This window comes from Pseudomonas pharyngis (assembly GCF_021602345.1).
Lineage (GTDB): Bacteria > Pseudomonadota > Gammaproteobacteria > Pseudomonadales > Pseudomonadaceae > Aquipseudomonas > Aquipseudomonas pharyngis.
This window is the reverse complement of record NZ_BQID01000009.1, coordinates 112754-127183: the sequence shown is the minus strand read 5'-3', so window position 1 is coordinate 127183 and position 14430 is coordinate 112754. Positions and strand designations below refer to the sequence as shown.

The window sequence follows — 14430 nt, the reverse complement described above, 5'->3', positions numbered from 1 at the left end:
TGTTTTTGGCTTGGGCCGAGGGTTTCGACCTGTGGAGTTAAATTGTACTAGATGGTTACTTTAATCAATTGCTCTGCATCGACAGTCCGGTTTTGTGTGCGGTGATCGCACACAGGTGAAATCAATGCGGCAACTGCTCGACCAGAAAATCAATGAAAGCCCTGACGCGCAGCGGCATGTGGCGATTCTGCGGGTACAGCAAAGTGAACGGCCGCGAGCGTCCGCTGTAGGGCTGGAGCACTTCCACCAACGAGCCGTCGGCCAGTTCTTTTTCGACAATGAAGCGATACGTCTGGAACAACCCGGCGCCATGTTTGGCCAGGGTCACGCCACCGAGCACGTCATCGGAGCAGCAGAAGTTGCCCTCGGCGAGGATTTCCCGTGGCGCGTCTTCCTCATAGAACAGCCAAGTGATCCGCCGCCCGCTGCTGGGCAATTCGTACTGAATACACTCGTGTTGTTCGAGGTCTTCGAGGGTCTGCGGCGTGCCGGCGCGTTTGAGGTAGTCGGGGCTGGCGACCATCACCAGCGCTGCGTCCTCCAGATGGCGGGCGATCAGGCCGGAGTCGGGGATTGCCCGCACGCGGATCGCCATGTCGTAACCCTCGCCGACGAAGTCGATGTTGCGGTTGCTGATGTGCATGTCGACCTTCACCTGCGGGAAGCGCGCACGAAACGCGGGCAACAGCGGCAGGATCCGGTGATGGGCGTAGGTTGTAGGAATACTGATACGCAGGGTGCCGGACGGTTCCTGCTGCTGGCCCATGACTTCCCGTTGCGCCTCGACCAGTTGCGCCAGCGCCTGCCTGCACTCTTCGTAGTAGCGCCGGCCGCTGTCGGTCAGTTTCACGCTGCGGGTGGTACGCGCGAACAGCCGCACGCCCAGGCGTTCCTCCATGCGGGATACCGAGCGGCTCACCGCTGCCGGCGTCACCGAAGCCGCCTGCGCCGCGCCGGTGAAACTGCCGCACTCGGCGGCCAGGCAAAACAGCTCGATGCTGCCCAGCTGAAGATCGTCGAAGTGTCGCTGCATGATTGATTACACCGGGGAATGAGTCTTCGTATGTAGCAAATGCGCGGCCGCTGCGAAAGAACTGCTTACCATTTTGCGCGGGGCTTTCCTGAATCCCGCACTAGGCTCGAAAACGTAATGACCATTTGAGACAGCAATGCCGATGGTCGGAATTGTCAGGGAATGGCAGTTTTCGAAACTCTTTAACCTAACGGATGGGTTAGCATGAAAGTGTGCAGTTACAAGGGATTGTCGGTGGTGATCATGCTGCGAGACGAACATTGTCCGCCCCATGCGCACGTTGATTCAGGTGCATGGAGTGCCCGTTTCAAATTCAGCTTCTGGCACAACGGCGTGGAGTTATGGGATGTGGTGCCCCTGTCACGTCGGCCACCGATTGCAGTGCTCGAGGGGCTGCGTCAATCGCTGCGTGAAACTGTTCATCTGCGGCGGGCCCGTCGAATCTGGTGGACTCGATTGCAGACGGCGTGTCTCGATAATCAATGGTGGGACGGGGACTCGAACGAAGTGGCCGTCATGCGCGAAGTCACCGGAGCAACCTTCAGAATCGGATCGGCGTATTACGAACCAGAAGAAAACAAAACCCTGCTGGCCCTGGTTGGTGCTCAGGAAGGTGTGGAGATCGAACTATGAAAACAGTAAAAGCCGGTTTGCATGCTGATCGACCGGTAACAGAAAAGCGTCTCGATGAAGCTGTTGAGCGGGGAGGGCTGCGCCGACGCAGCAGCCTTCAAGCCGTGTCGGTGGCCTTTCAGAAACCCTGCCTGGTGATTCACTTCGAGGACGACAGCGGCGTGCTGCTGCCAGTGAATCTCTACCGCGAATTCGATGACTTCGAACCGGAAGACTTCAGCGGATTGCACGTCGGCTTCGCTGGCACCGCGCTGTGCCACGACGGCAAGGACCTGCAGGTTTCCATCGCCGGGATGATCTCCGCCAGTCAGCCACTGATGGCCATGGCTGCCTCGGTGATCGCTTCGCGCAATGGCCGCCAGAGCAGCACTGCGAAAGCTGAAGCTGCACGGGCCAACGGCAGGAAGGGCGGGCGTCCGCGCAAGATCGATCCCGTGCCATGAAAGGCACAAAAAAGCCGTCGATGAGGACGGCTTTCTTGTTTCTGGCACTTGCGATCAACGTCGGGTCAGCAGCACGCCGGATTCCATGTGGTGGGTCCACGGAAACTGGTCGAACAGCGCGCAGCGGGTGATGCGGTGCGTGTCGTGCAGTTGGGCGATGTTTGCCGCCAGCGTTTCCGGGTTGCAGGAGATGTACAGGATGTTGTCGAAGCGACGGGTCAGCTCGCAGGTGTCCGGGTCCATGCCGGCCCGTGGCGGGTCGACGAACACGCTGCCGAACTCGTAGCTTTTCAGGTCGATACCGTGCAGGCGACGGAACGGGCGAACTTCGTTCAGTGCTTCAGTCAGCTCTTCGGCGGACAGGCGCACCAGCGTGACGTTATCCACAGCGTTTTCGGCCAGGTTGCTCAACGCGGCGTTGACCGAGGTCTTGCTGATTTCGGTGGCCAGCACTTTGCGCACGCGAGTCGCCAGCGGCAGGGTGAAGTTGCCGTTGCCGCAGTACAGCTCCAGCAGATCGTCGCTGCGATCACCCAGTGCTTCGTATGCCCAGTTGAGCATCTTCTGGTTCACGGTGCCGTTGGGCTGGGTGAACGCGCCTTCCGGCTGGCGATAGCTGAACGTGCGACCACCGACGTCAAGTTTCTCGACCACGTAATCGAGGCCGAGCACTTCGCGCTTGCCCTTGGAACGACCGATGATGCTGACGCCCAGATCCGCCGCCAGTTGGGTCGCCGCCGCGTGCCAGTGTTCGTCCAGCGGACGGTGATAGCACAGGGTGATCATCGCGTCGCCGGCCAGGGTGGTCAGAAACTCGACCTGGAACAGCTTGTGGCTCAGCGCCGCGCTGGCCTGCCAGGCCGCTTTCAATTGCGGCATCAACTGGTTGATGCGCAGGCTGGCGATCGGGAACTCTTCGATCAGGATCGGCGTGCGTTTGTCGTCCTGGGAAAACATCGCGTAATGCCGCTCGCCGGCCTCGCGCCACAGGCGGAATTCGGCGCGCAGGCGGAAGTTCTGCAAAGGCGAGTCGAACACCGTTGGCTCCGGTGCATCGAACGGGGCCAGCAGGTCACGCAGGCGCGTGACCTTGTCTTCGAGTTGTGCGGCGTAAGCCTGGGAATCAAAAGTCATGCGTTGAACCAACCCAGCTTGATCACGAACAGAATCGACAGGATCACCAGCGCCGGGTTCAGCTCACGGGCGCGGCCGGACAGCAGTTTGATCGCAGTCCAGGCGATGAAGCCGAAGGCGATGCCGTTGGCGATGGAATAGGTGAAAGGCATCGCCAGGGCGGTGACCACGACCGGCGCGGCGACGGTGATGTCTTCCCAGTCTATTTCCGCCAGGCCCGAAGTCATCAGCACGGCGACGAACAGCAGCGCTGGTGCGGTGGCGAACGCCGGTACGCTGGCAGCCAGTGGCGAGAAGAACAGCGCCAGCAGGAACAGGATCGCGACGACGATGGCGGTCAGGCCGGTGCGGCCGCCGGCACTCACGCCCGCAGCGGATTCGATGTAGCTGGTGGTGGTCGAGGTGCCCAGCAGCGAACCGGCCATGGCCGCGGTGCTGTCAGCGATCAGTGCACGGCCCATTTTCGGCATGTGGCCGTCCTTGCCCATCAGGCCGGCGCGCTTGGCGACGCCGATCAGGGTGCCGGAGTTGTCGAACAGGTCGACGAACAGGAAAGCGAAGATCACGCTGACCAGACCGATGTCCAGCGCGCCCTTGATGTCCAGTTGCAGGAAGGTCGGGGCCAGCGAAGGTGGCATCGAGGTCACGCCGCCGAACGGGGTGAAGCCCATCACGATCGAAACGATGGTCACCGCCAGGATGCCGATCAGCACCGCGCCGCGCACTTTCAGGGCTTCAAGGGCGACGATCAGGGCGAAACCGAGGGTGGCGAGAATCGGGGCCGGTTGCTTCAGGTCGCCGAGGCCGACCATGGTTGCCGGGTTGCTGACCACAATGCCGGCGTTGTGCAGGGCGATCAGCGCCAGGAACAGGCCGATACCGGCGGCAATCGCCGAGCGCAGTGGCAGCGGGATGCTGTTGATGATCCATTCACGGATGCGGAAGATCGACAGCAGGAAGAAGCACACGGCCGAAATGAACACCGCGCCCAGCGCCACTTGCCAGGTGTGGCCCATGTGCAGCACGACGGTGTAGGTAAAGAAGGCGTTCAGCCCCATGCCCGGCGCGAGGGCGATCGGGTAGTTGGCGATCAGGCCCATGACCGTGGAGCCGATGGCGGCTGCCAGACACGTGGCGACGAACACCGCACCTTTGTCCATGCCGGTCTCGCCGAGGATGCTCGGGTTGACGAACAGAATGTAGGCCATGGCCAGGAAGGTCGTGACGCCCGCGAGAATCTCGGTCCGCACGTTGGTGTTGTGTGCCTTGAGTTGAAACAGCCTTTCCAGCATGTCTGCTCCCCGTGGCGCGCGTGGCGCCGTGAATGTATCGACCTCAACAGCAAAGCACAGACCGTCGCAAGCGCCTGGAAAATTGTGGTGGGTCGGAAAAAGCCGCGCATCATACCAGCAGCGTGAGGAAGATGGCGGATGTTGGTGTCGATCGTCGGCGAAGTTTTGCACCACGACTAACTACGCCATACTGCGCGCTGTTTTTTCGGGGATGGATCGCATGAACAAGGGTTGGATGAAGACCGCTGGACTGATGGCCTTGCTGCTGGCCGGTGTACCGACGGCACTCGCGGCGTCGGCACCGCGATTGAGCGAGGTGAAAGTCATCAAGGTTCAGTCGGCGTCCTGCGGGCTTGAAGACATTACCGATGGCCAGGTGCAGACCCGTTGCGATCACAACGCGCCGGGCATCAAGGTCTATGTGCTGGAAATCGGTTACGGCCAGAGTCAGCCTCAGGCAGCGCTGGACGGTTTCGAAGTGAATGGCACCCGGAGCCCGGTCTGTGCTTTCGATAACGGCAACCTGACCGAGTGCACGCCAGGCGCGAAGACCGTCGGTTCGCTGTACACCTTCGATCTGGCGACTCGTCAGGAAGGCACCTTTACCTTCAGCAACACCTCGATCAACGCCCCGCGCAACACGTTGTCGACCCAGCTTTACATCAAGTAACGGCTGTCGCCGAACAGGGCAGGACAAAGCTGACTACGCTTTAAGGATCACCCAGCGGATGGCGCCCATGACCTTTAGAGCCCTGATTACCCTCGCCGAGGGCATCGATGATCTGCAATGCGTGACCCTGATCGACGTGCTGCGCCGCGCCGGCATCGAAGTAGTGGCGGCCAGCATCGAGGGCCGGCGCATGCTGACCTGCGCCCGAGGCACGCGATTGACCGCCGACGGCATGCTCATTGATGTGCTGGCCCAGACCTTCGACCTGATTGTCCTGCCCGGCGGCGCTGTCGGCGCGCAACACCTGGCGGCTCATCAGCCCTTGCAACAATTACTCAAGGACCAAGCCAGCGCCGGACGCCTGTTCGCCGCCATCGCCGAAGCCCCGGCGGTCGCCCTGCAAAGCTTCGGTGTATTACGTCAACGCCGGATGACCTGCCTGCCCCTCAGCAGTCATAACCTTTCCGGTTGCACCTTTGTTGATCAACCCGTAGTGGTCGACGGTAATTGCATCACCGCCCAAGGCTCCGGCGCCGCGCTGGCATTTGCGCTGACACTGGTCGAGCAACTGGCGGGCAAGGCCGTCAGATTGAAGGTAGCGGGGGAGTTGCTGGCCTGAGAAGGTCAGGCGTGAGCAGCGATTGGTTGAATGGCTGGCTGCTCACGGTGCTCGGCTTGCCAAAGGTCGTAATCGGTTTGAACGCCTAGCCACATGCGAGCCTTGCCAATCCCCGCGCGTTCCAGTCGTACGGCCAGATCCGGGCTGATCGGCGCATGTCCGTGCAAAACGCGAGATAGATGAGGACGAGCGAATCCCAGATGCCGAGCCAATTCGGTAACGCTGATGCCAAGTTCCGGCAATACGTCCATCAGCAGTGTTTCACCGGGGTGTGGCGGGTTGTGCATGGGCATAGGATTTGATCATGCGGCGAGTGTAAGGCGATACATTACACTCAATGCGGTATCTATGTACCGCATCTTTTCGAGCTGATTGTGTTTGGCGGGTTAGCTGCGTAGGTGGCAGCGGTGTAGCTAGGCCTTCACCTCTTCCACCGGCACATGCATCCGGTCGCGGTTGGCCAGGGTCGGGAACAGTTTGATCCAGGTTCCGGTCACCACAAGCGTGCCGATGCCGCCCATCACCACCGCCGGCACGGTGCCGAACCAGTGGGCGGTGAGGCCGGATTCGAATTCGCCCAGCTGGTTGGAGGCACCGATGAACAGGCCGTTCACCGCGCTGACCCGGCCGCGCATTTCGTCCGGGGTTTCCAGCTGCACGAACGAGGCACGGATCACCATGCTGATCATGTCTGCCGCGCCGAGCACCACCAGCACCGCCAGCGAGAACCAGAACGAGGTCGACAGACCGAAGGCGATTGTGGCCACGCCGAACACGCCGACGGCAGTAAACATCACCCGACCGACGTTTCGCTCAACGGCAAACCGCGCCAGGAACAGCGACATCATCAACGCCCCGACCGCCGGCGCCGAACGCAGCAGTCCGAGGCCCCACGGCCCGGTCAGCAGGATGTCCTTGGCAAACACCGGCAACAGCGCCGTGGCGCCACCCAGCAACACGGCGAACAGATCCAGCGAAATCGCCCCGAGAATGTCCGGGCGGCTGCGGATAAAGCGAATCCCCGCCAGCAACGAGTCCAGCGTCGCCTTGCCTTTGTTCAGCGGGGTTTGCCGGGCCGGCAGGTTGAGCATCAGCGTGCAGGCGATGACATACAGAATGACCGTCGGGCCATAGACCCACACGCTGCCGAAGGCATAAAGAAGACCGCCGAGCGCCGGGGCGACGATGGTGGCCGATTGCTGCGCCGATTGCGCAGCGGCAACCGCCCGTGGAAACAGCGCGCTGGGCACGATGCTCGGCAGCAGCGCCTGGGTGGTCGGCATTTCGAAGGAGCGTGCGGCGCCCAGCAGGAACGCCAGGATAAAGATCATTTCCCGGGTGACATGGTCAGTGGCGCTGCCGATGGCCAGTGCCAGGGCGATCAGGGCCTGCAGCGACTGGCAGATCGCCGCGACCTTGCGCCGGTCGTAGCGATCGGCAACGTGGCCGGTGTGCAACATGAACAATACGCGTGGCGCGAATTCCACCAACCCGACCAGACCCAGGTCGAGCACATTGCCGGTCAGTTGATAGAGGTTCCAGCCGATCGCCACGGTGAGCATCTGAAAACCGCTGGCGGTGAAGATCCGGGCCAACCAGAACGCAACAAAGGGACGGTGGTGACGTAACAGCAAGGGCTCTTGGCTGGGCATTTGCGGGCCGGTCTTGATCGAGGGGAACCGCGAGATTATCACCAGTCTGTAACAGGAAGTTGCTATGACAGAAAATTTAGTTAGCCAGACATCGATTTTTCCCCGTCGTGGCGCGAGCTCCGGCCACGGATGTATTTCAGAGCGTTGTCAGGTCTGTGAGGCAACTTGTCACGCGGCAAAAGACCACGCGGTTCTCCGTCGGAAATGGGACTACTCTTTTAACGTTGATTGATCCAGATCAAGACCCATCGCGGAACTGATCCGGGACCCGTCGGCAGACTCCCTGCGTCGCGATGCCTGTAAAAAGAAGAACGAATTCGAGTTCGCCGCACTCCATACCCGTGGGGGCAGTGGTTCAAGGCCGCCAGTCCTGGAACCGTTATCTGATAGAGGAAAGCTTATGTTCGGTTTAGAGGCCCTGGATCTCGCCCGAATTCAGTTCGCGTTCACCATCTCATTCCACATCCTGTTCCCGGCGATCACCATCGGTCTTGCGAGCTATCTCGCGGTGCTGGAAGGCCTGTGGCTGAAAACCGGCAATGACACCTACCGTGACCTCTACCATTTCTGGTCGAAGATCTTTGCCGTGAACTTCGGCATGGGCGTGGTCTCGGGGCTGGTCATGGCCTACCAGTTCGGCACCAACTGGAGCCGCTTCTCGGACTTCGCCGGTTCAGTCACCGGCCCGTTGCTGACGTATGAAGTGCTCACGGCGTTCTTCCTCGAAGCCGGTTTCCTCGGGGTGATGCTGTTCGGCTGGAACAAGGTCGGGCGCGGCCTGCACTTTTTCTCCACGGTGATGGTGGCCATCGGCACGCTGATTTCCACGTTCTGGATTCTCGCCTCCAACAGTTGGATGCAGACCCCGCAGGGCTTCGAGATCGTCAACGGTCAGGTCATTCCAACCGACTGGCTGGCAATCATCTTCAACCCGTCATTCCCCTATCGCCTGATGCACATGGCGACGGCGGCGTTCGTCGCGACGGCTTTCTTCGTCGGCTCGTCGGCAGCCTGGCACTTGCTGCGCGGCAAGGACAATCCGGCGATCCGCACCATGCTGTCGATGGCGATGTGGATGGCGCTGATCGTTGCGCCGATCCAGGCAGTCATCGGCGACTTCCATGGCCTCAATACCCTTGAGCACCAACCGGCGAAGATCGCCGCGATCGAAGGTCACTGGGAAAACGTCGGCGACGAAGCGACACCGCTGATCCTGTTCGGCTGGCCGGACATGAAGGAAGAAAAGACCAAGTTTGCTGTCGAGATTCCATACCTCGGCAGCCTGATCCTGACCCACTCGCTGGACAAGCAAGTCCCGGCGCTCAAGGAGTTCCCGCCAGAAGACCGGCCGAACTCGACCATCGTGTTCTGGTCGTTCCGGATCATGGTCGGTCTCGGCTTCCTGATGATCTTCACCGGTCTGTGGAGTTTGTGGCTGCGCAAGCGTGACTCGCTCTACACCTCGCGGCCGTTTCTGTACCTGGCGCTGTGGATGGGGCCGTCCGGCCTGATCGCGATCCTGGCGGGCTGGTTCACCACTGAAATCGGTCGTCAGCCATGGGTGGTCTACGGGCTGATGCGCACGGCCGATGCGTCTTCCAACCACAGTTTCATGCAGATGAGCATCACGCTGATCATGTTCGTGGTGGTGTATTTCGCGCTGTTCGGTGCGGGGCTGGGCTACATGATGCGCCTGGTGCGCAAAGGACCGAAGACCGACGAAGGCAAGGAAACCAACGAAGGTGGTCCTGGCCAGAAACGTACGCCGGCCCGTCCGTTGTCCGCTGCCGACGACGATGGCGCCGAACACGACCGCAGCCTGACCAAGGAGATTTGAATCATGGGTATTGATCTTCCGCTGATCTGGGCCGTGATCATCATCTTCGGCATCATGATGTACGTGGTCATGGACGGTTTCGACCTTGGGATCGGGATTCTCTTTCCGTTCATCCCCGGCAAGACCGACCGCGACGTGATGATGAACACCGTTGCCCCCGTGTGGGACGGCAATGAAACCTGGCTTGTACTGGGCGGCGCGGCGTTGTTCGGCGCGTTCCCGCTGGCTTATTCGGTCGTGCTGTCGGCGCTGTACCTGCCGCTGATCTTCATGCTGATCGGGCTGATTTTTCGCGGCGTGGCGTTCGAGTTCCGCTTCAAGGCCAAGGACGACAAGCGTCACCTGTGGGACAAGGCGTTCATCGGTGGTTCGGTAGCGGCGACATTCTTCCAGGGCGTGGCGCTCGGTGCGTTCATCGACGGCTTGCCCGTGGTCAACCGGCAATATGCCGGCGGTTCACTGGACTGGCTGACGCCGTTCACGCTGTTCTGCGGCGCCGCGCTTGTTGTGGCGTATGCGCTGCTCGGTTGCACCTGGCTGATCATGAAGACCGAAGGCAAGCTTCAGGAGCAGATGCATGACCTGGCGCGCCCGCTGGCCTTCGTGTTGCTGGCGGTGATCGGCATCGTCAGCCTGTGGACGCCGCTCTCTCACCCGGAAATCGCCGAGCGCTGGTTCAGCCTGCCCAATCTGTTCTGGTTCCTGCCGGTGCCGATTCTGGTGTTGGTGACGCTGTACGCACTGATCCGTGCGGTGGCGCGAAACGCCAACTACATGCCGTTCCTGCTAACCCTGGTGCTGATCTTCCTCGGCTACAGCGGTCTGGGCATCAGCCTGTGGCCGAACATCGTGCCGCCGTCGATCTCGATCTGGGACGCCGCCGCGCCGCCGCAAAGCCAGGGCTTCATGCTGGTGGGCACGCTGTTCATCATCCCGTTCATCCTGGGTTACACCTTCTGGAGCTATTACGTGTTCCGCGGCAAGGTCACCCACGAAGACGGTTATCACTAATGGTGATCACGATGGCGCCGAGCGCGGCGCCATCTCCCGCAACCGGAGGATGCAAGCATGACCGGCAAACATTCCCTGCACGATATTGAAGAAGCCGAAAAAAAGCCGCTGTGGCAGCGGCTCGGCTGGTTGGCCATGATCTGGGTCGGCAGCGTCGGTGCTCTGTTCATCGTCGCCAGCCTGATGCGCATGTTCATGAACGCCGCAGGTCTGACCACGCACTGAGACTTCCCATCCCGCTGCCTTGCGGCACGGATTTTTGACCCTCCGACCGGAGGGTTTTTTTTGCCCGGATTATTTGCGCGCCTTGAGGATCACGAATTTCGGAGTCGCGGCGACTTGCTCGACACCCCGGAACAGTCGCGCCAGTTTGCTGTGATAACCCAGGTGACGGTTGCCGACGATGTACAGCGCGCCACCGACCACCAGCGCTTCGCGGGCCTGCTGGAACATGCGCCAGGCGAGGAAATCGCCGACCACCTGTTGCTGGTGGAACGGCGGGTTGCACAGGACTACGTCCAGCGATTGCGCTTCCTGACCGGCCAGACCGTCGCCGGCGCGTACGATCACGTCACGTTCACCGAACGCCGCGCGCCAGTTCTCGGCTGCCGATTGCACGGCCATGAACGATTCGTCCACCAGCGTGTAATGCGCTTCAGGATTTTGCAGGGCGCTGGCGATGGCCAGTACGCCGTTACCGCAGCCGAGGTCGGCGACTCGTGCCGAGCCGAGGTTTTTCGGCAGGTGCGCAAGGAAGGCACGGGTGCCGATGTCCAGCCCTTCGCGGCAGAACACGTTGGCGTGGTTGAGCAGTTCGATGGCCGGCTCGTCGAGGTGATAGCGGGTCGGGTAGGGCGAGACGGCCGGTGTCTTGGGCTCGGGCGTGGCGATCAGCAGTCGGGCCTTCTTCACTGCCAGCGAAGCCTGAACCGGCCCGATGTAGCGTTCCAGCAGATCACCGGCGGCACGCGGCAAATGCTTGACCATCGCCGCTGCCACTACCTGAGCGCCCGGTGCCAATTGGCCTTGCAGGCGAATCAGTTGTTCTTCCAGCAGCGCCAGAGTTTTCGGGACGCGAATCAGCACCCGGTCGAACGGCCCGACCAATGGCGCGCTGGCGGGAATACCGCGCACAGCATCGAACGCCTTGCTGTTGCGCAGCAGGTTTTTTTCCAGCCCCTGAAACGCCAGGAATGAATCACCGCTGGTGCTGACCTGCAGTTTGCCCGAGAGGCTGATGGCCAGCGCGCCGAAACTGTCGTTGAGCACCAATACTCGGGTATCCGCCGGCAGATTCTGTTCGGCCAGATGATTGAGCAGGTATTCATCGGCTGCGTCGAAGGCTTGCAGCGGTTCCTTCTGCTGTTCGGGCTGGCGGATCAGATCGAGCTGGGCGAAGGGCGTATCGAGCAAAGGCATGGGGCGGGGACTCTGGGTAATCGACGGGTGTCCCGCGGCCCAGGAGTAGTGCGGCGGAACCGTCCGAGTGGACAGCGGCGCAAAAGATCGCGTCATCACTCAGGAAGGTTGCAAATGGTACGTTTTTTTTATTGGCAATACTCGTCTGATTTCAGCAAGGGTGATTGGGAATGAACCCGGCCCTGGTGGCGGCGATGACGGCTGACATCTTGTTGCAGGCGTTGAACTTAACAATCAGGTTTTTGATGTGATAGTGCACGGTCCGTTCGGCCACATTCAGAATCTGACCGATTTCCCAGGCGGTCTTGCCCAAGGCGCACAGCCTCACGATTTCGAGCTCTCGGGTAGACAATCGTACGGGCGGTGATTTGGCCTGTGCTGGCGGGAGGGCGCGAACGATCATTTCACTCAAATGCTGCGTGATGAAGTGCATCACACCGTATTGTTCGTAGAGCTCCAATGCAGAGATTTCGCAGTAGGTTCGCGCCAGACTGATTGTGCAGCACAGGTCGTTCTCTTCGTCGAGATACGACTGTGACCAGCCATGTTCCATCCCGTGGTTCTGAAGTGCACTCCACATTTTCGGTGTCTTGGAAAATGCTTTCCTGGTCCAGAGAAACGGCAACATTGATTGATGGCAAAAAGCCGCAATCGGGTCGCTTTCACAGCACTGTTTTTCGTATTCGTCGTTCCACGCCTCTGTGAAGTTATTGATATAAAACGGTTTGAATGACTGGGAGTCAGGTCGCGAAATTGTAATGCCGCAGAATTGAAAACCGATGTTGTTGGCAAAATTTCTCAAGATCGGGAATGCGTTTTCAATATTCTTCGCGCGCGTAAGCTGTTCTATTTGATACTCCTTCCACCTTTCCATTTCGAGAGTTCTCCATCTCTTCCTATTTCGTGAGAATGCTGGATTGGATCCAAGGCGCCGACACGGATGGAAGTGTAGGAGGATTCCCACAAATCTGTTGGATTGTTTTGCTCTTGAGCGATGCTTGAAACGGGAATATCAGATGACGATTTATATGCGGAGGATCATTTAAAGAATTGCATCGCTTGAATGTTATCTACTACTCCTTCTCAGGGTGATGGCACATTGAAATAGCATTACAAACCGTCGGTGTTCCAATGAGGATTAATGCGTAACAATTCATTCATTTGTTGATGGAGTGACCCAATGACCGCCAGCAGCGAAAAATTCAGCCGCCAGACATTGCTCGATGTACAGTCGCTGACCCCCAGTCTGTTCACCCTGCGTACCACACGGGATGCCGGTTTTCGCTTCCGAGCCGGACAATTCGCCCGGATTGGCGTGACCCGTGAGGATGGCAGCACGGTGTGGCGCGCCTACTCGATGGTGTCTTCGCCGTTCGACGAATTTCTCGAGTTCTTTTCCATTGTGGTGCCGGGGGGCGAGTTCACCAGCGAACTGAGCCGCCTGAAGGTGGGGGACAGCTTGCTGATCGAGCGCCAGGCCTTTGGCTATCTGACGCTGGATCGATTCATTGATGGTCGTGATCTCTGGCTGTTATCCACAGGCACGGGTGTGGCGCCCTTTCTTTCGATCCTGCAGGACTTCGAGGTCTGGGAGAAGTTTGAGCGAATCATCCTGGTCTACAGCGTGCGAGAGTCTCGGGAGCTGGCTTATCAACAGCTGATCGCGGAACTGACACAGCGCGACTACCTCGCGGAATACGCCCACAAGTTCCAGTTTATTCCGGTGGTCACGCGTGAGCCGTATGCCGGCGCCCTCAACGGACGCATCACTACGCTGATCGAAAATGGCGAACTGGAAAAGATGGCCGGTGTGGAGCTGACGCCGGCGCATTCCCGGGTGATGCTCTGCGGCAATCCGCAGATGATCGATGACACCCGGGCCTTGCTCAAGCAACGCGGTATGGCCTTGAGCCTGACCCGGCGACCGGGGCAGGTGGCAGTGGAAAACTACTGGTAAGGAAACGGCGCCCTAAGGCGCCGTTTCAGTCTTCAAGGCTGGTTGTTCCGGGCCTTGAGCAGATCGCGAATCTCGCCCAGCAGTTCTTCTTCCTTGGTCGGCACCGGTGGCAAGGAAGGAGCCACGGCTTCTTCACGCTTCAGGCGATTGATGGCTTTGACACCCATGAAGATCGCAAAGGCGACGATCACGAAGTCCAGAACACTCTGGATGAACTTGCCATACGCCAGCATCACGGCGGGGGCATCGCCCTGGGCAGCCTTGAGGGTGATCGCCAGGTCACTGAAATCCACCCCACCGATCAGCAGGCCGATTGGCGGCATGATCACGTCGCCGACAAATGACGAAACAATCTTGCCGAAGGCCGCGCCGATGATGATACCGACGGCCATGTCGACCACATTGCCTTTGACCGCGAAGGCCTTGAACTCGCTGAGCACGCCCATAGTTATTTCCTTGTTACAGATGAGTTTGGTGTACGCAGTGTAAATCAGCATAACGCGTCCTGCGCGAAACACCTTCTTACAAAGCCCGCTTTTATCGACACACCATTTCGCAATTAGTTTGCAAAGTGCCACTAATCGCGCGCGAAATACGCTGCAACGTGCTGATCTTCAAGAAAAAATGCTCAATCGTCGCGTTACGAACTTTCTATTTATGTTTGGCAAGCTGAGCTTCTAGCCTCTGGCAGGCGCACCTGGATGCGCCTCAAAATAACAGAGGAGTCTGA

General features: G+C 59.7%; 16 protein-coding genes. 8 read left to right on the top strand and 8 right to left on the bottom strand.

What is annotated here, in order from left to right:
- Positions 1-121: 121 nt before the first annotated feature.
- Positions 122-1033, bottom strand: a complete 912-nt coding sequence (locus L6D74_RS19290; RefSeq protein WP_085612592.1) for a LysR family transcriptional regulator — start codon at positions 1031-1033, stop codon at positions 122-124.
- A gap of 204 nt (positions 1034-1237) precedes the next feature.
- On the opposite strand from L6D74_RS19290, the gene L6D74_RS19285 reads away from it, so the two are divergent.
- Positions 1238-1666 carry a hypothetical protein gene (locus L6D74_RS19285; protein ID WP_039771768.1) on the top strand — a complete coding sequence of 143 codons (429 nt, stop codon included), beginning with the start codon at positions 1238-1240 and terminating at the stop codon, positions 1664-1666.
- Complete coding sequence (locus L6D74_RS19280) at positions 1663-2109, top strand: hypothetical protein (protein ID WP_221398142.1); 447 nt, start codon at positions 1663-1665, stop codon at positions 2107-2109. Before L6D74_RS19285 ends, L6D74_RS19280 begins: the two co-directional genes overlap by 4 nt.
- Before the next feature lie 54 nt (positions 2110-2163).
- Here L6D74_RS19280 and trmA read toward each other — a convergent pair whose 3' ends face one another.
- Together trmA and L6D74_RS19270 are read right to left on the bottom strand one after the other, a co-directional pair.
- Positions 2164-3243, bottom strand: a complete 1080-nt coding sequence (gene trmA, locus L6D74_RS19275; RefSeq protein ID WP_236190069.1) for a tRNA (uridine(54)-C5)-methyltransferase TrmA — start codon at positions 3241-3243, stop codon at positions 2164-2166.
- Positions 3240-4535, bottom strand: coding sequence for an NCS2 family permease (locus L6D74_RS19270; RefSeq protein ID WP_064599583.1), 1296 nt, complete (start codon positions 4533-4535; stop codon positions 3240-3242). The genes trmA and L6D74_RS19270 overlap by 4 nt, the downstream gene beginning before the upstream one ends.
- 220 nt (positions 4536-4755) lie before the next feature.
- Between L6D74_RS19270 and L6D74_RS19265 the strand changes: the two genes are divergently transcribed.
- The gene (locus L6D74_RS19265; protein WP_236190068.1) at positions 4756-5205 is read left to right on the top strand and encodes a DUF4879 domain-containing protein; all 450 of its coding nucleotides are present in this window, start codon (positions 4756-4758) and stop codon (positions 5203-5205) included.
- A gap of 67 nt (positions 5206-5272) precedes the next feature.
- Complete coding sequence (locus L6D74_RS19260; RefSeq protein ID WP_236190067.1) at positions 5273-5824, top strand: DJ-1 family glyoxalase III; 552 nt, start codon at positions 5273-5275, stop codon at positions 5822-5824.
- Positions 5825-5829: 5 nt separating this feature from the next.
- Here L6D74_RS19260 and L6D74_RS19255 read toward each other — a convergent pair whose 3' ends face one another.
- Both L6D74_RS19255 and L6D74_RS19250 read right to left on the bottom strand, forming a co-directional pair.
- Positions 5830-6117, bottom strand: a complete 288-nt coding sequence (locus L6D74_RS19255; RefSeq protein WP_045121630.1) for a HigA family addiction module antitoxin — start codon at positions 6115-6117, stop codon at positions 5830-5832.
- A gap of 120 nt (positions 6118-6237) precedes the next feature.
- Entirely contained in the window at positions 6238-7476 is a 1239-nt protein-coding gene (locus L6D74_RS19250) for an MFS transporter (protein ID WP_085648722.1), read from the bottom strand.
- Positions 7477-7876: 400 nt separating this feature from the next.
- Between L6D74_RS19250 and L6D74_RS19245 the strand changes: the two genes are divergently transcribed.
- Genes L6D74_RS19245 through L6D74_RS19235 form a run of 3 tightly spaced genes read left to right on the top strand, consistent with a single transcriptional unit; the run spans position 7877 to position 10549 of the window.
- Entirely contained in the window at positions 7877-9313 is a 1437-nt protein-coding gene (locus tag L6D74_RS19245; protein ID WP_236190065.1) for a cytochrome ubiquinol oxidase subunit I, read from the top strand.
- A 3-nt stretch (positions 9314-9316) separates the two neighbouring features.
- On the top strand, positions 9317-10324 hold the full coding sequence (gene cydB / locus L6D74_RS19240) for a cytochrome d ubiquinol oxidase subunit II (protein WP_039771762.1): 1008 nt from the start codon (positions 9317-9319) through the stop codon (positions 10322-10324).
- A 57-nt stretch (positions 10325-10381) separates the two neighbouring features.
- Positions 10382-10549, top strand: a complete 168-nt coding sequence (locus tag L6D74_RS19235) for a DUF2474 domain-containing protein (protein ID WP_007950992.1) — start codon at positions 10382-10384, stop codon at positions 10547-10549.
- A 69-nt stretch (positions 10550-10618) separates the two neighbouring features.
- On the opposite strand, the gene L6D74_RS19230 is transcribed toward L6D74_RS19235, so the two are convergent.
- Entirely contained in the window at positions 10619-11743 is a 1125-nt protein-coding gene (locus tag L6D74_RS19230; protein ID WP_236190064.1) for a methyltransferase, read from the bottom strand.
- Positions 11744-11894: 151 nt separating this feature from the next.
- A complete protein-coding gene (locus L6D74_RS19225) occupies positions 11895-12617 on the bottom strand; it encodes a LuxR C-terminal-related transcriptional regulator (protein ID WP_085648724.1) in 723 nt (240 codons plus the stop codon).
- Between the two features lie 306 nt (positions 12618-12923).
- Between L6D74_RS19225 and L6D74_RS19220 the strand changes: the two genes are divergently transcribed.
- Positions 12924-13700 (top strand): ferredoxin--NADP reductase, encoded by a 777-nt coding sequence (locus tag L6D74_RS19220; protein ID WP_064599565.1) that lies wholly within the window; start codon positions 12924-12926, stop codon positions 13698-13700.
- A 32-nt stretch (positions 13701-13732) separates the two neighbouring features.
- Here the strand turns inward: L6D74_RS19220 and mscL are convergent, their stop codons facing one another.
- On the bottom strand, positions 13733-14146 hold the full coding sequence (gene mscL, locus L6D74_RS19215; RefSeq protein ID WP_064599563.1) for a large-conductance mechanosensitive channel protein MscL: 414 nt from the start codon (positions 14144-14146) through the stop codon (positions 13733-13735).
- Positions 14147-14430: the final 284 nt, after the last annotated feature.